Origin of the sequence: Anianabacter salinae (genome assembly GCF_019061145.1) — a bacterium.
Classification (GTDB): domain Bacteria; phylum Pseudomonadota; class Alphaproteobacteria; order Rhodobacterales; family Rhodobacteraceae; genus Anianibacter; species Anianibacter salinarum.
In genome coordinates this window covers 323889-348662 of record NZ_JAHQZS010000002.1, presented here as the reverse complement: position 1 = coordinate 348662, position 24774 = coordinate 323889, and the positions used below count along the sequence as shown (strand labels likewise).

General features: G+C 66.0%; 24 protein-coding genes. 11 read left to right on the top strand and 13 right to left on the bottom strand.

All coding sequences use genetic code 11. The annotated features are described in order from the left end of the window. Positions 1-42: 42 nt before the first annotated feature. The 9 genes from KTJ87_RS06295 to pyrH form a co-directional block, all read right to left on the bottom strand. Positions 43-654 (bottom strand): OmpH family outer membrane protein, encoded by a 612-nt coding sequence (locus KTJ87_RS06295; protein ID WP_267138249.1) that lies wholly within the window; start codon positions 652-654, stop codon positions 43-45. Further along, complete coding sequence (gene bamA, locus KTJ87_RS06290; protein WP_267138248.1) at positions 654-3005, bottom strand: outer membrane protein assembly factor BamA; 2352 nt, start codon at positions 3003-3005, stop codon at positions 654-656. Before bamA ends, KTJ87_RS06295 begins: the two co-directional genes overlap by 1 nt. Before the next feature lie 132 nt (positions 3006-3137). Continuing rightward, positions 3138-3263: a hypothetical protein gene (locus tag KTJ87_RS06285; RefSeq protein ID WP_267138247.1), complete on the bottom strand. Its 126-nt coding sequence runs from the start codon at positions 3261-3263 to the stop codon at positions 3138-3140. A 105-nt stretch (positions 3264-3368) separates the two neighbouring features. After that, positions 3369-4703, bottom strand: coding sequence for an RIP metalloprotease RseP (gene rseP / locus KTJ87_RS06280; protein WP_267138246.1), 1335 nt, complete (start codon positions 4701-4703; stop codon positions 3369-3371). 13 nt (positions 4704-4716) lie between these two features. Further along, positions 4717-5892: a 1-deoxy-D-xylulose-5-phosphate reductoisomerase gene (gene dxr, locus KTJ87_RS06275; RefSeq protein ID WP_267138245.1), complete on the bottom strand. Its 1176-nt coding sequence runs from the start codon at positions 5890-5892 to the stop codon at positions 4717-4719. Next, positions 5892-6686: a phosphatidate cytidylyltransferase gene (locus tag KTJ87_RS06270; RefSeq protein WP_267138244.1), complete on the bottom strand. Its 795-nt coding sequence runs from the start codon at positions 6684-6686 to the stop codon at positions 5892-5894. Before KTJ87_RS06270 ends, dxr begins: the two co-directional genes overlap by 1 nt. Continuing rightward, the gene (gene uppS, locus KTJ87_RS06265) at positions 6683-7402 is read right to left on the bottom strand and encodes a polyprenyl diphosphate synthase (RefSeq protein WP_267138243.1); all 720 of its coding nucleotides are present in this window, start codon (positions 7400-7402) and stop codon (positions 6683-6685) included. The genes KTJ87_RS06270 and uppS overlap by 4 nt, the downstream gene beginning before the upstream one ends. A 27-nt stretch (positions 7403-7429) precedes the next feature. Continuing rightward, positions 7430-7993 carry a ribosome recycling factor gene (gene frr / locus KTJ87_RS06260; RefSeq protein ID WP_267138242.1) on the bottom strand — a complete coding sequence of 188 codons (564 nt, stop codon included), beginning with the start codon at positions 7991-7993 and terminating at the stop codon, positions 7430-7432. Between the two features lie 63 nt (positions 7994-8056). After that, a complete protein-coding gene (pyrH, locus tag KTJ87_RS06255; RefSeq protein ID WP_267138241.1) occupies positions 8057-8791 on the bottom strand; it encodes a UMP kinase in 735 nt (244 codons plus the stop codon). A gap of 97 nt (positions 8792-8888) precedes the next feature. Between pyrH and miaA the strand changes: the two genes are divergently transcribed. From miaA to KTJ87_RS06225, 6 genes are all read left to right on the top strand, one after another. Next, positions 8889-9761, top strand: coding sequence for a tRNA (adenosine(37)-N6)-dimethylallyltransferase MiaA (gene miaA / locus KTJ87_RS06250; RefSeq protein WP_267138240.1), 873 nt, complete (start codon positions 8889-8891; stop codon positions 9759-9761). A gap of 136 nt (positions 9762-9897) precedes the next feature. Continuing rightward, positions 9898-10662 (top strand): helix-turn-helix domain-containing protein, encoded by a 765-nt coding sequence (locus KTJ87_RS06245; protein ID WP_267138239.1) that lies wholly within the window; start codon positions 9898-9900, stop codon positions 10660-10662. Between the two features lie 224 nt (positions 10663-10886). Continuing rightward, positions 10887-12554, top strand: a complete 1668-nt coding sequence (locus KTJ87_RS06240; protein ID WP_267138238.1) for an ABC transporter substrate-binding protein — start codon at positions 10887-10889, stop codon at positions 12552-12554. Positions 12555-12674: 120 nt separating this feature from the next. Then, positions 12675-13721 carry an ABC transporter permease gene (locus KTJ87_RS06235; RefSeq protein ID WP_267138237.1) on the top strand — a complete coding sequence of 349 codons (1047 nt, stop codon included), beginning with the start codon at positions 12675-12677 and terminating at the stop codon, positions 13719-13721. 12 nt (positions 13722-13733) lie between these two features. After that, the gene (locus KTJ87_RS06230; RefSeq protein WP_267138236.1) at positions 13734-14918 is read left to right on the top strand and encodes an ABC transporter permease; all 1185 of its coding nucleotides are present in this window, start codon (positions 13734-13736) and stop codon (positions 14916-14918) included. A 91-nt stretch (positions 14919-15009) separates the two neighbouring features. Further along, on the top strand, positions 15010-17094 hold the full coding sequence (locus tag KTJ87_RS06225) for a dipeptide ABC transporter ATP-binding protein (protein WP_267138235.1): 2085 nt from the start codon (positions 15010-15012) through the stop codon (positions 17092-17094). A gap of 66 nt (positions 17095-17160) precedes the next feature. Here the strand turns inward: KTJ87_RS06225 and KTJ87_RS06220 are convergent, their stop codons facing one another. Further along, on the bottom strand, positions 17161-17691 hold the full coding sequence (locus KTJ87_RS06220; protein ID WP_267138234.1) for a hypothetical protein: 531 nt from the start codon (positions 17689-17691) through the stop codon (positions 17161-17163). A gap of 194 nt (positions 17692-17885) precedes the next feature. Beyond that, positions 17886-18470: a lytic transglycosylase domain-containing protein gene (locus KTJ87_RS06215; protein WP_267138233.1), complete on the bottom strand. Its 585-nt coding sequence runs from the start codon at positions 18468-18470 to the stop codon at positions 17886-17888. A 183-nt stretch (positions 18471-18653) separates the two neighbouring features. Here KTJ87_RS06215 and ssb point away from each other — a divergent pair, with 183 nt between their 5' ends. Both ssb and pepT read left to right on the top strand, forming a co-directional pair. Further along, entirely contained in the window at positions 18654-19166 is a 513-nt protein-coding gene (gene ssb, locus KTJ87_RS06210; RefSeq protein ID WP_267138232.1) for a single-stranded DNA-binding protein, read from the top strand. 12 nt (positions 19167-19178) lie between these two features. After that, positions 19179-20417 carry a peptidase T gene (gene pepT / locus KTJ87_RS06205; protein ID WP_267138231.1) on the top strand — a complete coding sequence of 413 codons (1239 nt, stop codon included), beginning with the start codon at positions 19179-19181 and terminating at the stop codon, positions 20415-20417. On the opposite strand, the gene aroB is transcribed toward pepT, so the two are convergent. Together aroB and KTJ87_RS06195 are read right to left on the bottom strand one after the other, a co-directional pair. Further along, positions 20414-21529: a 3-dehydroquinate synthase gene (gene aroB, locus KTJ87_RS06200; protein WP_267138230.1), complete on the bottom strand. Its 1116-nt coding sequence runs from the start codon at positions 21527-21529 to the stop codon at positions 20414-20416. The two genes, pepT and aroB, sit on opposite strands and share 4 nt — an antisense overlap. Further along, positions 21526-22074: a shikimate kinase gene (locus tag KTJ87_RS06195; protein WP_267138229.1), complete on the bottom strand. Its 549-nt coding sequence runs from the start codon at positions 22072-22074 to the stop codon at positions 21526-21528. Before KTJ87_RS06195 ends, aroB begins: the two co-directional genes overlap by 4 nt. A gap of 122 nt (positions 22075-22196) precedes the next feature. Between KTJ87_RS06195 and KTJ87_RS06190 the strand changes: the two genes are divergently transcribed. The 3 genes from KTJ87_RS06190 to KTJ87_RS06180 are packed head-to-tail and all read left to right on the top strand — an operon-like array spanning position 22197 to position 24764. Next, positions 22197-22334, top strand: a complete 138-nt coding sequence (locus tag KTJ87_RS06190; RefSeq protein ID WP_267138228.1) for a hypothetical protein — start codon at positions 22197-22199, stop codon at positions 22332-22334. Between the two features lie 19 nt (positions 22335-22353). Next, positions 22354-23844 carry a hypothetical protein gene (locus tag KTJ87_RS06185; RefSeq protein WP_267138227.1) on the top strand — a complete coding sequence of 497 codons (1491 nt, stop codon included), beginning with the start codon at positions 22354-22356 and terminating at the stop codon, positions 23842-23844. Then, entirely contained in the window at positions 23841-24764 is a 924-nt protein-coding gene (locus KTJ87_RS06180; protein WP_267138226.1) for a site-specific tyrosine recombinase XerD, read from the top strand. The genes KTJ87_RS06185 and KTJ87_RS06180 overlap by 4 nt, the downstream gene beginning before the upstream one ends. The last annotated feature ends 10 nt before the right edge of the window (positions 24765-24774 follow it).

Sequence of the window (24774 nt, the reverse complement as noted above, 5' to 3'; positions counted from 1 at the left end):
GCGAGGTGGTAGCAACTGCCGGACGGATCGGCAAGACAGCGGTTAGTTGTCCTGCGCGCCTGGCTCTGCATCATCGACAGAAGGCGCCGCTTCGCCATCTTCCTCGGCGTCCTCGGCTGCGATCGAGGCATCGACGCGCGCGATCAATTCGTCGGTGATGTCGATGGCGTCGGATACAAGGAACGCGGCGCGGCGATCGAGAACGATCAGCGCCGAGCGTTCCTGTGCCACCTGTCCCAAGATCGGGCCGATCTGGTTGATGAACACCTGCTGGTCGGCATCGCGGCGGCGCTGCAACTCGCGTTCCTTCTGGTCCTGCTCGGACCGCAGCCGCTGCACCTTCTGGTCGAAGGCGTCGGCAAGCGCGCGGAACTCTTCGGGCGGCAGCGTCGCGCGCTGTTCGGTCAGGCGCAATTCCTCGGCGGACAGTTGCGCCTCGATCTCGCGGTTCTCGGCGGCCAGCGCGGCGGCGGCGTCCTCAAGCTCCTCGGTGATCCGGGTGCCAAGGGCCGACTGCCGGAAAAGGCGCTCCTGGTCGATGACCAGCACGGGCGAGTCGATGGCGGCGCTGTCGAGCGGTTGTGCCCATGCCGGGGTCCAAACGGCAAGCGCCGCGACAAGCGCGGCGCCCGGTAGTGCAAGGAAGCGACCCATCAGAACTTCGTAGACACGGTCAGGTCGAAGTTGCGCTCGATGTCGTAGGGCTGCTTGATCAGTGGCTGCGCGAAGTTGAAGCGCAGCGGACCGATGGGCGTATCCCAGAACACCGACAGACCGATCGACGCGCGCAGGTAGGCGTTGTCGTCTACTGCCCCGCCGGTGCCCGCAGTATTGCCAAGCCCGAACACGGTGCCAACGTCAAAGAACGCGCCGCCCGCGATGCCGTATTCTTCCGGCAGCCCGATGGGGAAATCGGTCTCGAAACGCGCAGTGGCGTAGAAGTTGCCGCCAAGCGCGTCGCGGTTGCCCGCATTCAGGTCACGCGGGCCGGTGCCGCGCACGTCGAAGCCGCGAAGCTGGTTGGTCGACAGGAAATAGCGGTCCGTCACCTTGGTCGGGTTGCCGCCAAGGCTGTTGATCGCGCCGCCTTCAAAGATCGCCCGGAACGTGATGTCGCGGGTCGGAAGCGTGGTTTCCGCGACAGCCAGCGCGTTGGTGCGCAGGAAGGCATCGCTGCCGCCAAGGCCCGCGATGTCCTGGCTGAAGCGCAGCAGGACGCCGGCGTCGGGGTTCAGGCCGCCAAGGCGGTTGTCGAACTCGAACTGGTAGCCGATGGCGCTGTAGGTCTCGAGGCCATAGCCCTGCTCGGTCTGAAGGATCGCCGAAGACGCGGCAGGCACCGAGAACACTTCGGCGCCGCCGAAGGTATAGCGCAGCTCGAGGCGGCTGTTCTCGCCGGTCGGGAAGCTGATCGCGGGACGAACCGAGAAGGACGTGGTGTTGTAGGACGTGTTGGTGGCCGCGTCAGACGTGCTGTAGGTTGCGCCCAGCGAGAAGCCTACGTCGCGTCCCAGAAGGCTGGGTTCGATGAACGTGAAGCTGTAGGTCTGCGTGCCGCCGCCCAGTGTCAGGTCTGCGCCGACGGTCTGGCCACGGCCAAGGAAGTTCCGCTCCGAGAAGGAGAAGTTGAAGCCGACGCCGCTTGACACACCATAGCTGGCGCCAAAGCCGACAGACCCCGTGGGCTTTTCCTCGACATCGACGTCGATGATGACCTGATCCGGCGATGTGCCTTCGCGGCTTTCGACGTTGGCGTCCTCGAACAGGTCGAGCGCGCGGATACGCTCGGCCGCCTCGCGGATTTCACGCGGGTTGAAGGGGTCGCCTTCGACGGTGTCGAACTGCGTGCGGATCACGCGGTCAAGCGTGGTCGAGTTGCCTTCGATGTCGATACGCTCGACAAAGATGCGCGGGCCACGCTCGATCACGAACTCAAGGTCCAGCGTCAGGGCGCGGTCGTTGCGGGTGACGCGCGGGTTGGCGCGGATGAAATCCAGCCCCTGCTGCACCGCAAGCGTTTCGAGGCGCGCGATGGTGCGGTCCACAAGCATCGGCGAATAGGTCTGCCCGGGCCGGATGCGGATCGCATCCTGGTAGGCGGCAAGGTCGATCTCTGCCAGGTCGCTGCTGACGCTGATGTCGCCGAACGAGAAGGGCTGCCCTTCCTGCACGTTGAACACCACGAAGAACGCGTTGCGTTCGCGCGAGAATTCGGAACTGGCCGACAGGACCTGCATGTCGATGTAGCCGCGCGCCAGGTAGAAGTCGCGCAGAAGCTGCTTGTCGAACTCGACCCGGTCCGCGACGAAGGTGTCCGACGACACGATCGCCCGCAAAAGACCGGCCTGTTTGGTTTCCAGCACGCGGCGCAGGCGGCGGTCGGTGTAGGCACGGTTGCCGACAAAGCTGACACGCTCGACCTCGACGGACTGCCCCTCGGCGACCTCGAACACCAGATCGACGCGATTGTTCGAGCGGCGAATGATGACAGGATCGACGGAGGCGGCAAGGCGGCCCTGCGACTGGTACGCTTCGATGATGCTCGCCGCGTCCTGCTGGGCAAGGGTCGGGCTGTAGACGCGGCGCGACTGCGACTGCAGCAGCGGCGTCAGGGCATCATCGTCGAGACGGCGGTTGCCCTCGATCGAGATGCGGTTGATCGTCGGAAACTCGGTAACTTCGATCACCAGCGTGTTGCCGCGCGGTTCGATCGATACGGTCTCGAACAGGCCCGAATTCACGATATTCTGGTAAGCGGCGTTCAATTCACCCGCGCTGACCGTCTGGCCCCGAGGAATCGCCGCATAGGACAGGATCGTGCCGGATTCGATCCGCTGGTTGCCGGAAATCTGCACGTCGCTGAAGCGGTAGGATTGCGCCGCAGCAGGTGTGACCGAGGCCAGCATGCCAATGAGAACAAGGACAATGGCAGCAACCCAGACGAGCAAGGTGTTGGAGCGCCGCTTGTCGCTGCTACCATATATGCCCGCGAATCCATCACTCATCGCTCACGTCCCCCAAGGCGCCTGTTTCGAATGGGTTAGCTTGAACAGAGCAGGATGTCAAAAGCATGAGACCCCGCGAAGGAGATTTCCTTCACGGGGTGTCACATCTTTTCCGCCGGATTGGACGCGGGTTCAGAGTTGGCCGAGCTGTGCCCCGGCGACAAGCGCCGATACGACCGCAGCAACGGTCAGAAGTCTGTCCCAGTTGAGATCGGCCACAAGCACGACCCCAGGAAATTTTCGCTTCAGCGTCTGCATTTTTGCCTCACGCGTTTCGCTGCCCCATTCACATTGCAATCTGGCGGCGAAATCGGGCGGAAATGGGGCGCTGGCGGGGAGATACGGCGACGCTTGCCGCGCGGCTTATGGGCAGAACAGATCGTTCGACAGCGCGAAGATCATCAGCGTGATGAGCAGCGCAAAGCCCGTCGCCATCATGTAGCGCAGCGCGGTGTCGCTGGGTGGTTTGCCGCGCACAGCCTCATAGGCGTAGAACACAAGGTGCCCGCCATCGAGCACCGGGATCGGAAACAGGTTCAGAAGGCCGACCGCCGTAGACAGCACCGCGATGAACCAGATGAAGTTGGAAATTCCTTGGCTGGCAACGGCACCGCTGGTTTCGGCGATGCCGATGGGGCCGCGCAGGTTGCAGCTGGAAATCGCACCCACGGCCATGTGGTACATGCCCGACAGCGAGGATTCGACGATGAACAACGTCTGCTGCACCCCCTGCCCCAGCGACTCGAACGGTCCGGGCAGACGGGTGGCAGGCTCGAACATCAGCCCGCCGGTCACGCCGATCAGATAGCGGGTTTCAAAGCCCCCCTCTGCGGTCGGTAGATCGGTCGAGCGCGGCTGCAACGTCACCGCGCGCGTCTCGCCGCCGCGCCACACGTCCAGCGCCATCGGATCGCCGCCCGACGCACCGACAGCCTCGCGCAGTTGGGTGAAGGTGAAGATCTCGGTGCCGTCGATGGCGGTAATCACATCGCCGACCCTCAGCCCTGCGTCCATGGCGGCAGAGCCGGGCGTCAGCCCCGACACCAGCGGGGGATAGGGATAGGGCGCGCGCACGGCAGTCTCTGATCCGCCGCGCTGCACGGTGTAATCGAGGATCGGCTCGACCGGCAGATTGGCCGCGGCGGGAAACTCGGCAATCGTGGAAAACGACTGGCCCGCGACGGACAGCAGCGCATCGCCCTGTCGCAACTCCTGAACCTCGGCAGGCAGGGGCGTCAGCGTGTCGATGGTCAACGGCTCGGACGCGGTGCCGCGCACCATGATAACGGCGGCGAAGACCACGACCGACAGGATGAAGTTGAACACCGGTCCCGCCGCGACGGTCGCAGCCCGTGCCCACAGCGGGGCACCCTGCATCGTGCGGCGCTTCATCTCGTCAGGCATCTCGCCCAGATCCTCACCCGGGCCCGCGCTGGCCGCGTTCGCATCGCCAAGGAACTTGACGTAGCCGCCGAACGGAAGCGCGGCGATCTGCCAGCGCGTGCCGCGCCTGTCCATCCGGCTAAACAGCACGGGGCCGAACCCCAGCGAGAACACCTCGGGCTGGATGCCCGACCAGCGCCCGACGATGTAATGGCCGTATTCATGGACCGCGACGATCACCGACAGCGCGATGACGAATGCCGCGAGGGTGTAGAAGAACCCTCCGAACGACGGGATCAGTCCGACAATATCCACTGGTCTTCCTTGTTCATGCGGCGCGCAGGCGCGCCTCTGCCCCGGCCCGTTCCCGCGCCAGATGGTCCATATCGGCCACGGCTTCAAGGTCGAACCCGCCCCCGCTCGCGGCAAGTTCACCGGAAAGGCCGTTCAGCGTGGCCTCGACGACCTCGGCCATGCGGGTGAACCCGATCTCTCCGGCGATGAACGCATCGAGCGCGCGTTCCTTGGCGGCATTGAACACCGCGCCCGCGAGGCCGCCCGTCTGCATCACCTCGCGCGCAAGGCGCAGCGCGGGCCAGCGTGCCTCATCGGGGGCGCGGAAGGTGAGTTGCCCGATGGCGGCAAGGTCCAGCCGCTCCACCGGCAAATGCCGACGGTCAGGCCAGTGCAGCGCATAGCCGATGGCGTGGCGCATGTCGGGCGGGCCGACATGCGCCATCAAAGCCCCGTCGCGGAACCCTACCAGCGCGTGGATCAGGCTTTCAGGATGCACCAGCACCTCGATCCGCGCAGGATCGATGCCGAAATATTCCCGCGTCTCGATCAGTTCGAGCGACTTGTTGAACATCGAGGCGCTGTCGATGGTGATGCGCTGGCCCATCGCCCAGTTGGGGTGGCAGGACGCCTCGGCCAGCGTGGCGTTCGGCAGGTCCTCCAGCGGCCAGTCGCGGAACGCGCCGCCCGAGGCGGTGATGACGATGCGCTCGACCGCCGCCATGTCCTCGCCCACAAGCGCCTGAAACACGGCGGAATGTTCGCTGTCCACCGGCAGGATGCGCGCGCCATGGCGGGCAGCCTCGGCCATCAGCAAGGGACCGGCAGTCACAAGGCTTTCCTTGTTCGCCAACGCCAGCGTCGTGCCCTGCCGCAGCGCGCGGAACCCCGGCGCAAGGCCTGCGGCGCCGACGATGGCCGACATGATCCAGTCCGCCGGGCGGTCCGCCGCCTCGACCAGCGCCTCTGCGCCCGCCGCCGCCTCGATCCCGGTTCCGGCCAAGGCCGTGCGCAGGTCGCCAAGCAGCTCGTCATGGCAGGTGACCGCGATCTCTGCACCAAAGCGGATCGCATCGGCAGCCAACTGGTCGATGTTGCGCGCCCCGGTCAGCGCAACGACGCTGTATTCGTCAGGCGCGCGGGCGATCAGGTCGAGCGTGTTCTGCCCGATGGACCCCGTCGCACCAAAGATCGACACCCGCCGCACCATCAGAACGCCACCGCGGGCGCGTGATAGGCGTAGGACAGCAGCAGCATGATGAGAGAGCCGCCCAGCAAGCCGTCGAAGCGATCCCAAAGCCCGCCGTGACCCGGCAACAGGCGCGAGGAATCCTTGACCTTCATCGCCCGCTTTACCGCGCTTTCGGCGATGTCGCCCAGTTGCGAGGCAAAAGAGACCAGGATCGAGAACAGGATCAACTCGCCCTGCGCCTGCGTCACGCCCAGGAACGCCGCGCCGACCAGCGCTGCCGCAACCCAGCCCGCCAGCACGCCCGCCCAGGTCTTTTTCGGGCTGATCGCGGGCCAGAACTTGCGCCCGCCGATCATCCGCCCGCCGAAATAGCCGAACACGTCTGTCGCGGCGACCACGATCACCAGCCAGAACAGCCAGGTCGACCCGTTGCTGTCGCGAAACAGAGGCAGGCCCCAGCTTGCGACCATGATGCCAAGGGCATAGGCGGCATAGACGCGCCGACGTTCGGGCATGCGAAGCCCGGTCCAGATCGTCGTGCCAAGGATGATGAGAAGCGCGATCGCCACCGGCGCATGCACCGCCAGCAGAACCGCCAGACCGGTGCCGATGCCGATGCGCACCGCCTTGTCAGGGTTCGACGGCGACACCATGCGGACAAGCTCCCACACCATGACGCCGGACACCACGCAGGCCAGCAGGATGAACCAGTAGCCCCCCGCCCAGATCGCCGAGACACCGACCAGCATCAGCACCGCGCTCGTGGCCAGCCGGACGGCCAGGTCATCCCACTTCGCGGCGTGGTCCGTCATGCGGTGACGGCACCGAAGCGGCGGTCGCGCTGGCCGTAAGCCCGGCAGACATCACCGAAATGCCGCGCGGTGAAATCCGGCCAGAGCGTGTCGACGAACTCGTATTCCGAATACGCCGACTGCCACAGCAGGAAGTTGGAAATCCGCGCCTCGCCGCTGGTGCGGATCACAAGGTCGGGGTCGGGCAGAACGCAGGTGTCGAGGAAGCGCGCCAGCGTCGTCTCGTCCACGCTGTCGGCGTCGATGCGGCCCGCGGCCACCTCGCGCGCAAGTCGCTTGGTCGCGCGGCCGATCTCGTCGCGGCCGCCGTAGTTGATGGCGATGGTCAGGTGCAGCGCATCGTTGTGCGCCGTCATCAGTTCAAGCTCGTCCATCATGCGCACCAGCTTGGGCTCTAGCCGCACGCGGTCACCGATAAAGCGCACACGCACGCCCTCGTCGCGCAATTCGCGCGCCTCGCGGCGGATATAGCGGCGGAACAGCGACATCAGCCCGGCGACCTCGGATTGCGTGCGCTTCCAGTTCTCTGTCGAGAAGGCGAAGAGCGTCAGGTATCGCACACCGGCATGGGGGCAGGCCTCGACGATCTCGCGGACGCGCTTGGCCCCGGCATGGTGGCCGAACAGGCGCGGCTTGCCGCGCGCCTGTGCCCAGCGTCCGTTGCCGTCCATGATGATGGCAACGTGGCGCGGGCCGGTCGGGGGCTGAACGGTCATGTCGCGTCTCCTGTCCGTCATGCAGGATCAGACCTGCATGATCTCTTCCTGTTTGGTCTCAAGCGTTTCATCGACCATCTTGATGTATTTGTCGGTCAATTCCTGCACTTCGCCCGACCACAGCTTGTTGTCGTCCTCGGACATGCCGGCGGCCTTGGCCTTCTTCAGCTGGTCCATGCCATCGCGGCGCACGTTGCGGATCGCGACGCGGGCGTGTTCGGCATATTGCGCGGCCACCTTGGTCAACTGGGTGCGGCGTTCCTCGTTCAACTCGGGAATCGGCAGGCGGATGATCGTGCCGTCGGTCTGCGGGTTGATGCCCAGCCCCGACTCGCGGATCGCCTTTTCAACCTTGCCGACCATCGCCTTGTCCCAGACGTTCAGCGTAATCATCCGCGGCTCTGGCACGTTGACCGTGCCGACCTGATTGACCGGCGTCATCTGGCCGTAGGCGTCGACCATCACCGGCTCGAGCATCGAGGCAGCGGCGCGGCCCGTCCGCAGCGATCCGAATTCGGTGCGAAGGGCGGCGATGGCGCCATCCATCCGGCGCTTGAGGTCGTCGATGTCGATGTCGCTGTCGTCTGCCATGTCAGTTCTTCTCTTTGTCTTCCGGGCGGCGCCGGGCGCGCCCAAGTTCAGATGTCTATACCGTCAGCCATGTACGGTTGTATAGGTGCCTTCCCCCGCAAGGATGCCCCGGAACCCGCCCGGCTCGTCCAGCGAGAAGACGATGATCGGCAGGCTGTTGTCGCGGGCAAGCGCGATCGCAGAGGCGTCCATCACGCCCAGATGCTGCTGCAGAACCTCGTCATAGGTGATCCGGTCATAGCGCACGGCGTCGCTGTGCTTCTTGGGGTCCTTGTCATAGACGCCGTCGACCTTGGTTCCCTTGAAGATCGCCTCGCAACTCATTTCATTCGCACGCAAAGTCGCGGCCGTGTCGGTGGTGAAATAGGGGTTTCCGGTGCCCGCAGCAAAGACGCAGACGCGCTTTTTCTCAAGGTGGCGCACGGCGCGGCGGCGGATGTAGGGCTCGCACACCTGGTCCATCGGGATCGCGCTGACAACGCGGGTGAAGACGCCGATCTGTTCCAGCGCGGACTGCATCGCCAGCGCGTTCATCACGGTGGCAAGCATGCCCATGTAGTCGGCTGTCGTCCGCTCCATCCCCTGTGCGGACCCCGCCAGCCCGCGAAAGATGTTGCCGCCGCCGATGACCATGCAGATCTCGACGCCCAGGTCGTGGACCGATTTCACCTCGTTGGCGATGCGCGACACGGTTGGCGGGTGCAGGCCAAAGCCCTGGTCCCCCATCAACGCCTCGCCGGAAATCTTCAGAAGGACGCGCCTGTATCTTGTCACCGGCTTCGTTTCGTCGCCACTCATGTCACTGTCCTGTCCACCGGTTTTGCGTTGCGCGCGAAAATGTCGGAAAAGCAGCGAAGTTTCAACGGCCCGTCGCGGCCCATGAGTGAGGCCCACAATGCGCCTGTCCGGCATCGCGCGCGACCGCCCCGTCCTGATCGCGGGGCCGACGGCGTCGGGCAAGTCCGCGCTTGCGTTGGATATCGCCGAGCGTGACGGCGGCGTGATCGTCAACGCCGACGCCTTGCAGGTGTTCAGCGACTGGCGCGTGTTGACCGCGCGGCCCTCCGAGGCGGACGAGGCGCGGGTGCCGCACCGCTTGTATGGGCATGTGCCGGGCGATCATCCCTATTCGGTCGGGGAATGGCTGCGCGAGGTGGCGGCGTTGCTGGACGGCGCGCGGCGCCCGATCATCGTCGGCGGCACGGGGCTGTATTTCAAGGCGCTGACCGAGGGGCTTGCCGACATCCCCCCGACCCCGCCCGAGGTGCGGCAAGAGGCGGACGCGCGGCGTGCGGCAGAGGGCGCGGCGGCACTGGCGGCAGAGCTTGACGACGAAACCCGCGCCCGGATCGACACCGCCAACCCGATGCGCGTCCAGCGCGCCTGGGAGGTGCTGCGCAGCACCGGGCGGCCGATCTGGGCCTGGCAGGACGACACGCCGCCGCCTCTCTTGCCGCTGGACAAGGCCGAGGCGCTGGTGCTGGACGCAGTCCGCGACTGGCTGAACGACCGGATCGCGGACCGCTTCGAGAGGATGCTCGCCGGCGGCGCGCTTGACGAGGCGCGGGCGAACCGCGCAACCTGGCGGCCCGATCTTCCAAGTGCCAAGGCAATAGGCGCCGCCGAGCTGATGGCCCATCTCGACGGCAGACTGTCGCGCGCGGACACCAGCGCCGCCGGAAAAATCGCAACTCGGCAATTTGCCAAGAGACAGCGGACGTGGTTCAGGTCAAACATGAGGCAATGGCGCGCGATTGCGTTGCCCTGAGACCTTCACTTTATCCACAAACACCTGTGGATAATCCCGCAATGAAGACGAAAGACAGCACAATACCAACATCATGCTGAAAACCGCCCCTCCCTCCCCAGAGATCAGTGAAGATGCCCGGATTGAGAGTTTCCGGGTGATTCCCCTGCCCCGGCTTGCCTTTGGCGGGCGCTGGCGGACCGAGGCGATGCGCAGTTACCGGCAACCGATGCTGCTGTGGTTCACCCGCGGACAGGGGCGGATCATCGTGTCGGGCGTGACCCGCGGCTACGGCCCGCACCACGCGTTCTTCATGCCGCCCGGCACGATGCACGGCTTCGAGATGTCCGGCCAGGTGTTCGGCACCGCCGTCTATTTCCCGCGCAGCGCCGATCTGTCGCTTCCGCAAGAGCCGGTGCATTTCAAGTTCCGCGAGACGCAGGCGCAGGGCGAATTGACCCAGCACATCGACGCGCTGTCGCGCGAGTTGGAACACGACGCGCCCGCAAAGGACCGGGCGCTGATGTATCAGGGCGGGCTTCTGTCGGTCTGGCTGGAGCGTGAACTGATCAAGACCCGCGACGTCGATATGGAAACCGATGCGTCCCGCCGTCTGGCCGCCGCCTATTCCGCGCTGGTCGAGGCGCATTATCGCTCGGGCAAGACGATCAACGACTACGCCGCCGAACTGGGCGTCACGCCGACACACCTGTCACGGGCCTGCAACACGTCCTGCGGGCGCCCTGCTTCGGCGATCCTGGCGGACCGCATCCATTATGAGGCCCGCCGCCTGCTTGTGGAATCCAAGCGCCCGGTCAAGGACATCGCGAGCGAGCTGGGCTTTACCTCGGCCGCCTATTTCACCCGCGCCTTCCAGAAATACACCGGCCTCACGCCATCGGCGTTTCGCGAACACGGCTGACCCGGCGCGCGGATACCCGGTTGCACCGGGCGCGAGGATGTCGTTTTTAAACATCATCCATGTCGCATTCGTGACGGATACGGTCTGTTATAGCCGTTGACGCAGGCACCTGTGCCATGTGCAACTGTGACAAGACCAAGAGCATCCGCCGCGCGCGGCGCAACCGCGCGGACGCACCGCGTGAAAAGCACGCTGAAAATACTGTTGATGACAGGGAGAACATCATGACTTTCGCACCCGACACCGCCAAGCCGATCCATTCGGCGGCCCGCATGCATGCAAGCGAGTTCAAGGCGGGCAAGCTGAGCCGCCGCGAATTCCTGACCCGCGCGACCGCCCTTGGTGTTGCCGCACCCGCTGCCTACGCTCTGATCGGTCTGCCGCAGCCCGCACAGGCGCAGGCGACCCCGGTTCAGGGCGGCACCCTACGCATCCAGACGCTCGTCAAGGCGATGAAAGACCCCCGCGCCTATGACTGGTCCGAGATCGGCAACCAGTCGCGCGGCTTCCTCGAATACCTTGTGGAATACCAGCGCGACGGCTCGTTCCGCGGAATGCTGCTGGAAAGCTGGGAAGTGAACGAGGACGCGACCGAGTACGTCCTGAACGTCCGCCCCGGCGTGACCTGGAACAACGGCGACGCCTTCACCGCCGAGGATGTGGCCCGCAACATCGCAGGTTGGTGCGACAAGGGCATGGAAGCCAACTCGATGGCGTCGCGCATGGGCGGGCTGATCGACGAGGCGACCGGCCAGGCCCGTGACGGTGCCATCGACGTCGTCGACGACATGACGGTGCGGCTGAACCTGTCGGCGCCCGACATCGCGATCATCGCCAACATGTCCGACTATCCGGCGGCGATCACCCATTCGAGCTATGACGGCGGCGATGTCTATGCCCACGGCATCGGCACCGGCCCGTTCCGCCCGGTCTCGATCGAGGTCGGCGTCAAGGCCGTGATCGAGCGCGCCGAAGGCCACACCTGGTGGGGGACCGACGTATATGGCGGCCCGTACCTCGACCGGATCGAGTTCATCGACTACGGCACCGACCCTGCCGCCTGGGTGGCGGCGGCCGAGGCCGAGGAAGTCGACCTGTTCTACGAAACGGTTGGCGAGTTCATCGACGTGATGGACGCGATCGGCTGGCAGAAGACCGAGACGGTGACGGCGGCGACGCTGGTCAACCGCTTCAACCAGGTGGCCGAGGTCGACGGCGTGGTGCCCTATTCCAACCGCGACGTGCGCAAGGGCCTTGCGATGATGGTCGACAACAGCGTCTGCCTCGAGCTTGGCTATTCCGGCCGGGGCGAAGTGGCGGCGAACCACCATGTCTGCCCGATCCACCCGGCCTATGCCGACATCGGCCCGGCGGAATTCGATCCGGCGGCCGGCAAGGCGATGGTCGATGAGGCGGGCTTTGGCGATTTCGCCTTCGAGCTGATCACGCTCGACGACGACTGGGAGCGGAACACAGGCGCCTCCATCGCCGCGCAAATCGCGGATGCGGGCATCAACATCAGTCATACCGTCCTGCCGGGCTCGACGTTCTGGAACGACTGGCTGAACTATCCGTTCAGCGCGACGACCTGGAACCACCGCCCGCTCGAGGTGCAGGTCCTGTCGCTCGCCTACCGCTCGGGCGAGGCGTGGAACGAGAGCGCCTACAACAACCCCGAGTTCGACGCGCTGATGGCCGAGGCGCTGTCGATCGCGGATTCCGACGCACGCCGCGCGGTGATGGAGCAGATCGAGCAGACGCTGCGCGACGACGGGGTGATGATCCAGCCGTTCTGGCGCTCGCTCTACAACCACAACAACGGCAACGTTCTCAACGCCGAGAAACACCCGGCGCACGAGTTCCACCTCTACAAGTTCGGCTTCGCCTCCTGACGATGCCAACGCCTGCGCGCGGGACCTCCCGCGCGCAGGCACACGGACGGCCTGGCCCTGCGACAGTGATCCATGGTCACGCGCGCAGGGCGCCGTCCGCCCCTTAGGAGACCCTTGCCCATGGCCATGTTCATCCTGCGCCGGATCGGCGTGATGCTGCTGACGGCTTTGTGCCTGACGTTCGTCGTTTTCGTGCTGACCAACCTCGAGCCAAATCTCGAAAAGCTCGCCAAGACCCAAGGCAACGTCCGCATGACGGACGAGCAAGTCGAAAGCTGGCTGGACCGGCGCGGCTATTCCGACCCGGTGCTGATCAAATATGGCCGCTGGCTGGGCGTGGTGCCCGGGTTCGTCGGCGAGGACAGCGCGGGCCGTGCGGTCGGAAGCTGCATCGGCGAAGGGGTCGAGGCCACCAATGCGCCGCGCTTCTGCGGGGTGCTGCAGGCGGACTGGGGCTATTCCACCGTGTTTCGCGATTCCGTCTGGAACATCGTCACCACGCGGCTGGCGCTGACCGGCAAGCTGATGTTCTGGGTGATGGTCCTGATGGTGCCCGCCGCGCTGATCATCGGCGTGCTGTCGGGCATGCGCGAGGGGTCCAAGCTGGACCGTTCGCTGTCGTCGGTGTCGATCCTCAGCACGGCGACCCCCGAATACGTCTCTGGCGTGATCCTGATCGCGGTCTTCGCCTCATCCGCGGTGGGGCTGAAATGGTTCAAGGGCACCGCGACCAGCGCGATGGAATCGGCCAATTTCGACAACTTCTTCCTGCCGGTGCTGACCATCGCGCTTTACGGGATCGGCTATATCGCCCGGATGACCCGCGCCTCGATGGCCGAGGTGATGACGGCGCAATATATCCGCACCGCGCGGCTGAAGGGCGTGAGCTTTCCGAACATCGTGATGAAGCATGCGCTGCGCAACGCGCTGATCGCGCCGTTCACGGTGATCATGCTGCAGTTCCCGTGGCTTCTGAACGGCGTGGTGATCGTCGAGACGCTGTTCAACTACAAGGGCTTTGGCTGGACGCTGGTGCAGGCGGCAGGCAACAACGACATCGAGCTTCTTCTGGGCGTGTCGGTGGTGTCTGTCTTCGTGGTGCTGGTGACGCAGCTGATCTCGGACATCGGCTATGTCTATCTCAACCCGCGCATCCGCATCGCCTGAGGAAGGACCACCATGGAAACCCTGACCTGGGCCGAGATCATTCCCACCGTGCTGGCACGCTTCTGGCCGGTCTGGCTGGCGCTTGCCCTGCTGTTCGCCGTGTCGCTGTCCACGAGGCGCCGGACCGGCCTTTACGGCAAGCTGTTCGACAGCCCCATCGGCATGATCGGCTTTGCGCTGGTGATGTTCTGGATCTTCACCGCGCTGCTGGGCGGGTTGATCATGACGCACGATCCGCTGGCACAGATCGCGCAGATGAAGAACGACGTGCCGGGCTCGCCGCTGCCGGACGGCGATGCGCGCTTCGGCTGGTATCTCTTTGGCGGCGACAACCTGGGGCGCGACGTGTTCAGCCGGATGGTGGCGGGCGCCTGGATCGTGGTTCAGATCGCGCCGCTGGCGACGTTGTTCGCCTTTATGGTCGGGATCACCCTGGGACTGCCTGCGGGCTATTACGGCGGGCGGCTGGACACGGTGCTGTCGTTCCTCGCCAACCTGATCCTCGCCTTCCCGGTGATCCTTCTGTTCTACCTGCTGGTCACGCCCGAGATCGTCGAGACCGGCATTCCGCAATACATGGCGGCGGTGATGTTCCTGTTCCCCATCGTGTTCCTGGTGGTGCTGGTGAACGCGCGCTACCGCACGCAGGCGCGGATCAACGTGCCGGTGATCGTGGGCATCGTCGTGGTGGCGGGATACCTTTACCTGTCGCTGGTGTCAGAGCCCTTCACCCCCATCGCGGTGCTGCCCGCCTCGCTGGACGCGATCAGCATCCCGGGCGGCGTCCTGGTGGTGTTCGTGTCGGTGGTGTTCGTGAATTCGCCGACTGTGTTCCGCATCGTCCGGGGCCTCGCGCTCGACATCAAGACGCGCGATTACGTCGCCGCCGCCCAGACCCGCGGCGAGGGCCCGTGGTACATCATGCTGTGGGAGATCCTGCCGAACGCGCGCGGGCCGCTGATCGTCGATTTCTGCCTGCGCGTCGGCTACACCACGATCCTGCTGGGCACCTTGGGCTTTTTCGGGCTCGGCCTGCCGCCCGAAAGCCCGGACTGGGGCACGACGATCAACGACGGGCGCCGCCTGCTCACGATCTACCTGCATCCCGCGCTGGTGCCGTCCTTCGCGCTTCTGTCGATGGTGCTGGGACTGAATCTGCTCGCGGACGGGCTGCGCGAGGAATCGCTGCGCGACTGACGGGGCGCGCGGCGGGGGGCCAAGGCCGGGGGGCTCTGCCCCCCGGACCCCCCGGAGGTATTTGAAGACCAAAGATGGGAAAGGCGCGGGAATGAAAGACACCGGATATGAAGGTCCGATCCTGGAGATCGAGAACCTGTCGATCTCGTTCTTCACGCGGCTGCGCGAGATCCCGGCGGTGATGGATTTCTCGTGCCGGGTGTTTCCGGGCGAGGCGATGGGGCTGGTGGGCGAATCGGGCTGCGGCAAGTCGACGGTCGCGCTGGGGGTTATGCAGGACCTTGGCGTGAACGGGCGTATCGTGGGCGGCTCGATCAAGTTCAAGGGGCGTGACCTGAACGCGATGTCCCCGGCCGAGTTGCGCAAGATCCGCGGGTCCGAGATCGCGATGATCTACCAGGAGCCAATGGCGTCGCTGAACCCCGCCATGCGGGTCGGCCAGCAGTTGATGGAAGTGCCGATGATCCACGAAGGTGTATCGGAGGCCGAGGCGCGCAGGCGCGCGCTGGAGGTGGTGGGCGACGTGAAGCTGCCGGACCCCGAGCGCATCCTGCGGGCCTATCCGCACCAGCTGTCGGGTGGTCAGCAGCAGCGCATCGTCATCGCCATGGCGCTGATGTCAAAGCCTTCACTGCTGATCCTGGACGAGCCGACGACGGCGCTCGATGTGACCGTCGAGGCCGCGGTAGTCGATCTGGTCAAGGATCTGGGCACGAAATACGGCACCTCGATGCTGTTCATCAGCCACAACCTTGGGCTGGTGCTTGAGACCTGTGACCGGCTGTGCGTGATGTATTCCGGCGAAGCGGTGGAAACGGGCAGCATCGAGGACGTGTTCGACAAGATGCGCCATCCCTATACGCAGGCGCTGTTCCGCTCGATCCCGCTGCCGGGGGCAGACAAGAACGCCAAGCCGCTGATCGCCATCCCCGGCAATTTCCCCCTGCCCCATGAACGCCCGCCGGGCTGCAACTTTGGCCCGCGCTGCGAATATTTCGAGGCCGGGCGCTGCGATGCGGGCGAGATTCCGATGGATCTTGTCGAGGGCGACGAGCGGCACCGCACGCGCTGCCTGCGCCATGAGGAGATCGACTGGTCGATGATCCCGCTGGGCAAGGACGCCACACAGAAGACCGAGCCGGGCGATGTGATCCTGCGGATGGACGATCTGAAGAAATACTACGAGGTCGCGCCGAATGCGCTGTTCGGGCGCGGCGCGCGCAAGGTGGTGAAGGCCAACGAGAGCCTCAGCTTCGAGGCGCGCGAATCCGAAACGCTGGCCATCGTCGGCGAATCGGGCTGCGGCAAGTCGACCTTCGCCAAGGTACTGATGGGGCTGGAGACGGCAACCTCGGGCACGATCACGCTCGACAACCGCTCGCTCGGGGATGTGGCGATCGAGAAGCGCGACACCAAGACCGTCGCCGATGTGCAGATGGTGTTCCAGAACCCGTTCGACACGCTGAACCCCTCGATGACCGTGGGCCGCCAGATCATGCGCGCGCTCGAGGTGTTCCGCATCGGCACGTCGGACGCGGACCGGCGCGAGCGGATGCTGACGCTGCTGGATCTGGTGAAATTGCCGCGTGCCTTTGCCGAGCGGATGCCGCGGCAGTTGTCGGGCGGGCAGAAGCAGCGGGTCGGCATCGCGCGGGCCTTTGCAGGGGGCGCGCGGGTGGTCGTCGCGGACGAGCCGGTGTCGGCGCTGGACGTGTCGGTGCAGGCGGCGGTCACGGACCTGTTGATGGAATTGCAGCGCGAGCAGAAGACGACGCTGCTGTTCATCAGCCACGATCTGTCCATCGTGCGTTACCTGTCGGACCGGGTGCTGGTGATGTATCTTGGCCATGTGGTCGAGTTGGGAACGACAGACCAGGTCTTCTCGCCGCCCTACCACCCCTACACCGAGGCGCTGCTGTCGGCGGTACCGATCGCGGACACGCGGGTGAAGAAGAAGCACATCGTGCTTGAGGGCGAGATCCCGTCAGCGATGGACCCGCCGCCAGGCTGCCCGTTCCAGACGCGCTGCCGCTGGAAGTCCGAGGTGCCGGGGAACCTGTGCGAGACGGTGATGCCGCCGATCAAGACCACCGCGCCGGGGCATCAGATCAAGTGCCACCTGACCGACGATCAGATGGCGGGGATGGAGCCGGTAATCACGCTCGCCGCGGAATAGCACCGCGCAGAAAAAGGGCCCGCGCGATGCACGGGCCCTGTCCTGTGGAGACTACGTTTGATGCGGTCAGTTCGACACACCGCCGCTTTTCGCATCCGCGGTCGGCGTGCGCAGTGACACCTGATCGATCTCGGCATCAACCTGTTCGGCGAAGCCCAGGAGCATCGCGTTGTAGAACGCGGTGTCGGACGGCAGCGCGATCAGCGTGCCCGGGGGCACGGTCAGCGACCCGAGTTCGGCCCGCAGCGCGATGACCGCATTGCCGAGGATTTCTTCGTTGCCATCGTAGATCGCGGCATCGCCGCTCATGGTGTTGAACGCGCCGTCGTCGCCAAGCGTCACCGCACCGTCGAGGCTGACCTCGTTCAGCGTGATGCGGATGTCATAGCCATCGTCCGCCGCCCGGTCGATCAGCGTCTGTGCGACGACCTGCTGCAGATCGGCTTCGAGGTTCGGCCAGCGCTGCAGGACGTTTGTGTCATCGACGGCCGAAAAATCAGCGGTCACTTCGATGTCGTTCACGGCAAGCATGGGCTGCGCGGCCACCGGCAGCGCGGCAAGCGAGAGGCCAAGGGCGAGAATGCTGGTCTTGAGCATGGGGTCTACTCCTGTCTGCGCGTCCGGCCCGATGTGCACAGTGCACGGCAAGTCCGGAGCGGGGATCGGGAGGTAAAGACCGGCGGGTCACAGTTTGTTCCCCAGAGGCCCGGCGCGGCTGGGCCGAATTCCGCCGATGCATGCACGGGATCGGCAGAAATGCCAGGGAGCAGGAGCCTCCAGGACAGAGCGACTCAGCTGCCCCAGATCACCTTCACGTAGTTCTGGGTTTCCTTGTAGGGCGGGATGTCACCATGACGCTCGACCGCCTCTGGTCCGGCGTTGTAGGCCGCCAGCGCCAGCCGCCACGAGCCGAAGCGGTCGTATTGCATCTTGAGATAGCGCGCGCCGCCGTCGAGGTTCTGCATCGGATCGGTATGGTCGACGCCAAGGATCGAGGCGGTCGCGGGCATCAGCTGGGCAAGGCCATAGGCGCCCTTGTGTGATTCCGCGGTATCGTTCCAGCGCGATTCCTGATGGACCAGCTTGAGGAACAGATCCTCGGGCACGCCATATTTCCGCGCCGCCGCCCGGGCATGCGCGATATAGGGGCCGTTGTAGGCGCCGGTATAGGGCGCGGTCTTGCCCGGTATGCTGTGGGTCGTCGGCTGCAGCCGAACGCTGGCCGCGTATTGCTGCGACGCCCTTCGGTCGAGCACGCTGGTCTGCGATTTGAAGAGCGCTGTGCGATTCTTCTGGGAAAAGTTCAGGCCCTCGGCAAAGGCCGGTGCCGAAGCGGCGAAGGCAATCGCCGCGAACACGCCGATACAGGCACGCATCACTCGTCTGTCCCCCAAGTTCATCCAAACGGTTTATAGCGCAATCGACTGCAAAGGCCAATGCCGCGCCCGGTGCGGGCCAGCCTCTCGACGCCGCGAGCGGGGGCGATTACGGTTGCCTTAACCAATCTCGGGTGATGACTCCGGGACAACGCAGAATCGACATATCGACAGGAGGTCAGAATGGCCGGGTCCGTGAACAAGGTAATCATCGTCGGCAATCTCGGGCGCGACCCCGAGGTGCGGACCTTCCAGAACGGCGGCAAGGTGTGCAACCTGCGCATCGCCACGTCCGAGAACTGGAAGGACAAGAACACCGGCGAGCGCAAGGAACGCACCGAATGGCATTCGGTCGCGATCTTTTCCGAACCGCTTGCCCGCATCGCCGAGCAGTATCTCAAGAAGGGCTCGAAAGTGTACATCGAGGGCCAGCTTGAAACCCGCAAATGGCAGGACCAGAGCGGTCAGGACCGCTATTCTACCGAGGTGGTGCTGCGTCCCTACAAGGGAGAGTTGACCATGCTCGACGGCGCGTCGGGCGGCAGCGGTGGCGGCGGCGGCGGTTATCAGCAGGATGACCGTGGCTACGATGGCGGCGGCTATGGTGGCGGGTCCTCGGGTGGCGGTGGCGGCGACCGTGGCGGCTATGGCGGCCCGGCGCCTACAGGGGACATCGACGACGAAATCCCGTTCTAGGATACTGCGCCCGTGACCACCTTCCCCGCCTTCGAGGATGCGCTTGGCGCGCGGCTGATGGCCTATTGCGCCATCGACAGCCAGAGCGACGAGCAGTCGGAGAGCCAGCCCAGCACGGCGATCCAGCTTGACATGCAGCGCCATCTTGTCGCCGAACTGGAACGGATCGGCGTGCATGATGTCACCTTGACCGAGTATGGCGCGGTGCTGGCCACGGTGCCCGCCACCGCAGAGGGCAAGCCGGTCATCGGGTTCTGCGCCCATGTCGACACCGCGCCGCAGTTTCACGCCGCGGGCGTCAAGCCGCGCCTGCACAAGGCATGGGACGGCAGCGCGATCACCTTTCCCGACGCGCCGGACCTGATCCTTGATGCCACCGCCGCGCCCTACCTCGCGGGCAAGGAGGGCGAGGATATCGTCACCGCGTCGGGCACCACGCTTCTGGGCGCGGACGACAAGGCGGGGGTCGCGATCATCGTGACGCTGGCGGAATACCTGCTGACGACGCCCGGGCTGGCGCATGGCAAGATCCGGCTGGCCTTTACCCCGGACGAGGAAATCGGCCGTGGTGTCGATCCGCGCCTGCCTGCCGACATGGACGCCGATTTCGCCTACACGCTCGACGGGGCGCGCAAGGGCGAGATCGAGTATGAAAGCTTTTCCGCCGATGCCGCCACGGTGACGATACACGGCGTCTCGGCGCATCCGGGCTATGCCAAGGACCGGTTGGTGAACGCCGCGCATCTGGCGGCGCGCATCGTCTCGGCGCTCGACGTGGACGGACAGACCCCCGAGACGACGGATGGCCGCGACGGGTTCATCCATTGCTACGGGATGGAAGGCGGCGCGGCGACGATGACTGTCCGCTTCATCCTGCGCGATTTCGAACTGGACGGGCTTGAGGACAAGGGCGCACGCCTGCGCGCGCTCTGCGCCGAGACCGAGGCGGCGCATCCCGGCACCCGCGTCACCTGCGACATCCGCAAGCAGTATCGCAACATGCGCTATTGGCTGGAGAACGACATGACGCCCGTTGATCTGGCGCGCGAAGCGGTCCGCGCCGAGGGACTGACGCCGGTGTCCGTGCCCATTCGCGGCGGCACGGACGGATCGCGGCTGACCGAGCTTGGCGTGCCCTGCCCGAACATCTTCACCGGGATGCAGGACATTCACGGCCCGCTCGAATGGATATCCCTGCAGGACATGGCGGCGGCCACGCGGGTCTGCTCCCGGCTGGTGACAGCGCCCTAGCGGACGGCCAGCGCGTCCTTCAGCACGGCGCGCACCGTGTCCGCAGGCACGTCGCTGGCAACGAATGCCGCGCCGATCCCGCGCGCAAGAATGTAGCGCAGCTTGCCGCCGACCACCTTCTTGTCCTGCGCCATCAGCGCCAGCAGTCCCTCTGCATCCGGCAGATCGCCCGGAATGTCGGCAAGGTCGGTCTTCATTCCCATGTCGCGCAGATGCGCGCGCACCCGGCTTGGGGTTTCCTGCGCACAGAGCCCCAGCCGCGCCGAGGTCTCGAAGGCCAGCGCACAGCCGATGGCGACGCCTTCGCCGTGCAGCAGGCGGTCGGAATATCCCGTCGCGGCCTCGAGCGCGTGGCAGAAGGTATGGCCAAGGTTCAGAAGCGCGCGGTCGCCCTGCTCGGTCTCGTCGCGGGCCACGATCTCGGCCTTCATCTCGACGGACCGGCGCACGGCATGCCGCCGCGCCGTCTCGTCGCCGTCGCGCAGCGCTGATCCATGCGCCTCGAGCCAGTCGAAGAACGCGGCATCCCCCAGCAGGCCGTATTTCACCACCTCGCCATAGCCCGCCAGAAAGTCGCGGCGCGGCAGGGTGTGCAGGACGTCGGTGTCGGCGAGCACCAGCGAGGGTTGGTGAAATGCGCCGATCAGGTTCTTGCCCTGCGGCGCGTTGATCCCGGTCTTGCCGCCGACGGAACTGTCCACCTGCGCCAGAAGCGAGGTCGGCACCTGAACAAAGCGCACACCGCGCCGCAGGACGGCGGCGGCAAAACCGCCCAGATCGCCGATCACGCCGCCGCCCAGGGCGATGACCACATCGCGCCGCTCGATCTTCTCGGCCAGCAGCCATTCAACGGCGCGGCTGAACTGCGGCCAGCCCTTGGTCGCCTCGCCCGGCGGCAGCGCCAGCGACACCGCCTCGATGCCGCGCGCCGCCAACCCGTCCGTCAGCGCGCCCAGATGCAAGGCAGCCACGGTCTCGTCCGTCAGCACCGCCACGCGGGGCCGGTCCAGCAGCGGCGCGATTTCCTCTCCGGCCCGCGCCAGAAGCCCCGGGCCGATGCGGACATCATAGGCGCGCGCGCCAAGGGGAACGTGAACCGTCTCGATGCTCATCTCGGCGTCTCCAGCACGTCGGGTCTTGTCTGCAGGGCGGCGAGCACGCGGCGCGCCATGTCGTCGATGGAATAGCCCGGGTCCGCGTCGACGATCAGGTCGGCCAGCGCATAGACGGGCCTGCGCACCCGGTCGAGATCGGCAAGCGTCCGGCGCGGATCGGGCGTGCGCAGCAGCGGCCGGGTCGTCTTGTGCCGGACCCGTTGCCAGAGCAGGTCAAGATCGGCCCGCAGCCAGACCGCCACGCCCTCGGCCTTGATGCGGTCGCGGTTGCCGGGCGCAAGCCAGGCGCCGCCGCCGGTGGACAACACGCCCGGTGTACCTTCGAGCAGACGCGCGATCACCTGCGATTCCTTGCCGCGAAAGAAATCCTCGCCGTCGCGAGCGAATATCTCGGCGACGGTCCGATTGGCTGCCGCTTCGATTTCGGCGTCGGAATCAAGGAAATGCACGCCAAGCATTCGCGCAAGGGCTGTGCCGACGGCGGTCTTGCCCGACCCCATCATTCCAACAAGCACAACCGTTTTCTTCAGTTTCCAGCCCAACCGGCGGGCCCTCGCGCAAAATAAATCGCCCGTCTCAATGGCCTGTTGTAGCCTGAAATGCCATATATAAACGCAAGGTAAAACCGGCCGTGGCCGGAAACCCGAGCGGAGGTCAGACAGGCATGTTTCGGTGGCTCTTTCGATTGATCCTGATCGCCCTTCTGTTCGGCGGGATCGGGCTGGTCGGGTATGCCTATCTGGGCGACCTGTCACCGGACCAGTCCGATGTCACCACTCCGGTGATCCTGAATGCGGACTAGGGCAGCAGCCGCAGTTCTGATGTTCGGCGTCCTTCCGGCAGGGGCGCAAGAGGGTCCGCTGTCGATCATCGACTGGCTGTCGAACAGCATGGCCGAGCCTGCGGTGGCCGCGCCGCGGCCCCAGCCGCCCACCAGCGACGGCGCGTCGCCCCCAGGCATCACCGTTTCGACCATCGAAAATGCCGCCCCCGTGGCCGTGGGTCTTTTGCCGGTGTCCGTTACCGGGCTGCCGCGCGATCTGTGGGGCAAGGGCAAGCCTGCCGACATCGCCGCTGCCTTCGCCGCCTTGCCCCAGGGGCTGACCCCGGGCTTGCGCGACCTGGCGTTCACGCTGCTCCTGGCCGAGGTCGATCCGCCTTTGGGCGGCGATCCCGCAGATACACTGTTTCTGGCACGTCTCGATACCCTGCTGCGCTACGGCGCGGTCGATGACGTCAAGGCGCTCGTCGACCGGGCGGGACGGACCACTCCGCCGATCTTTCGCCGGTATTTCGACGCGGCCCTTCTGACCGGCACCGAAACCGAGGCGTGCGAGCGCCTTGCCGCCTCGCCCGATCTTGCGCCCAGCTTTCCGGCGCGGGTGTTCTGCCTTGCGCGGGCGGGCGATTGGGACACCGCCGCGCTGACGCTGGGCACAGGCGAGGCCATCGGCGTGATCGACCCGGCCGAGGGCGACCTTCTGCACCGCTTCCTCGACCCCGAGGCGGCCGAGAACGGCGCGTCGCTTGCACCGCCGCGGCAGCCGACGCCGCTGGAATTGCGCCTGTTCGAAGCCATCGGAGAGACATTGCCAACCGGCAACATGCCCCTCGCCTTTGCCCGCGCCGACCTGTCCGACCAGACCGGCTGGCGCCAGAAGATCGAGGCGGCAGAGCGGCTGGTGCGGTCGGGCGCGCTGGAGCCGAACCTTTTGCTCGGCCTCTACACCGAGCGCAGCCCCGCCGCGTCGGGCGGCCTGTGGGACAGGGTCGCGGCGGTGCAGGCCTTCGATGCCGCGCTGGCATCGGGCGGGGCGGATGCCGTGGCCGCCGCCCTGCCCTCTGTCTGGTCGGAAATGCAAGGCGCCGGGCTGGCCGTCGCGCTGGCCGATCTTTACGCCGACCGGCTGGCCACCGTGGACCTCGAAGGGGACGCCGCGCGGCTGGCGGTGCACCTGCGGCTTCTTGGGCCCGCCTATGAAAGCGCAGCGCAGGCCACAGCGGCCGAGGCGGGCCCCCTTGCCGTCGCCATCGCCACCGGGCGCGCGGACGGGGTCGAGGGCAGCGACGCCCAGGCCCGCGCCTTGCTGGACGGGTTTCGCGCGCGCGGTATCCCCGAGCGCTACGGACGCGAAATCGAAACCTCCGGCCTTGGCGCCGCGATCCTGTCGGCGATCGGGCATTTCGAGCGCGGCGCCGCCGGCGATCTGCGCGATCTGACGGACGCGGTCGCGTTCTTTCGCGCCATCGGACTGCACGACACCGCCCGCCGCGCGGCGCTTCAGACGCTGATTCTGGACCAGCGGGGATGAGCCGCCGCTGGATACAGGGCTTCATCGAGGCGCAGGCGGCGGAACTGGACGCGGCGCACAACACCCAGCTTGCCTATGCGCGTGATCTGAAAGACTTTGAGGACTGGCTGGCGGTGCGGGGATCGGGCCTTGAGGCCGCGACGCGGGACGAGATCGAAGCGTATCTGGTGCACTGTGATGCGCACGGGCTGGCCCGCGCGACACGGGCGCGGCGGCTGTCATCGATCAAGCAGCTCTACCGCTTCGCCTTTGAGGAAGGCCTGCGCGCCGACAACCCGGCGATCCAGATCAAGGGACCGGGCCGCGACAAGCGCCTGCCCAAGACGCTGTCCATCGACGAGGTCGACCGCCTGATCGCGGCGGCGCACGGCCACGGGCGCGGTGAGGCCGACCGCCTGCGCAACGCCTGCCTGATGGAGCTGCTTTACGCGACGGGCATGCGGGTCACGGAACTGGTGTCGCTGCCGGTGTCGGCAGCGCGGGGCGATCCTCGGATGCTTCTGGTGCGCGGCAAGGGCGGCAAGGAGCGCATGGTGCCCCTGTCGGAAGCGGCCCGCGAGGCTGTGACCGGCTGGCTTGCCGCGCGCGATGCTGCCGAAGCGGCGCGCGCCACTGACGGGCACCGCGCCTCAGGCTTCCTGTTCCCCTCTCCGTCGAAAGACGGGCATCTGACGCGGCACCGCTTCTACATGCTGATCAAGGAGCTTGCCGCCGCCGCCGGGGTCAGCCCCGCCAAGGTGACGCCGCACACCCTGCGCCACGCCTTCGCGACGCATCTTCTGGAGAACGGCGCCGACCTGCGCTCGATCCAGACGCTGCTGGGCCACGCCGACGTGGCCACGACCGAGATCTATACCCATGTGCTGGAAGCCCGGCTTCGGCAACTGGTTCTGGACCACCACCCGCTCGCCAAGGGGTAAGGCTGGGGGG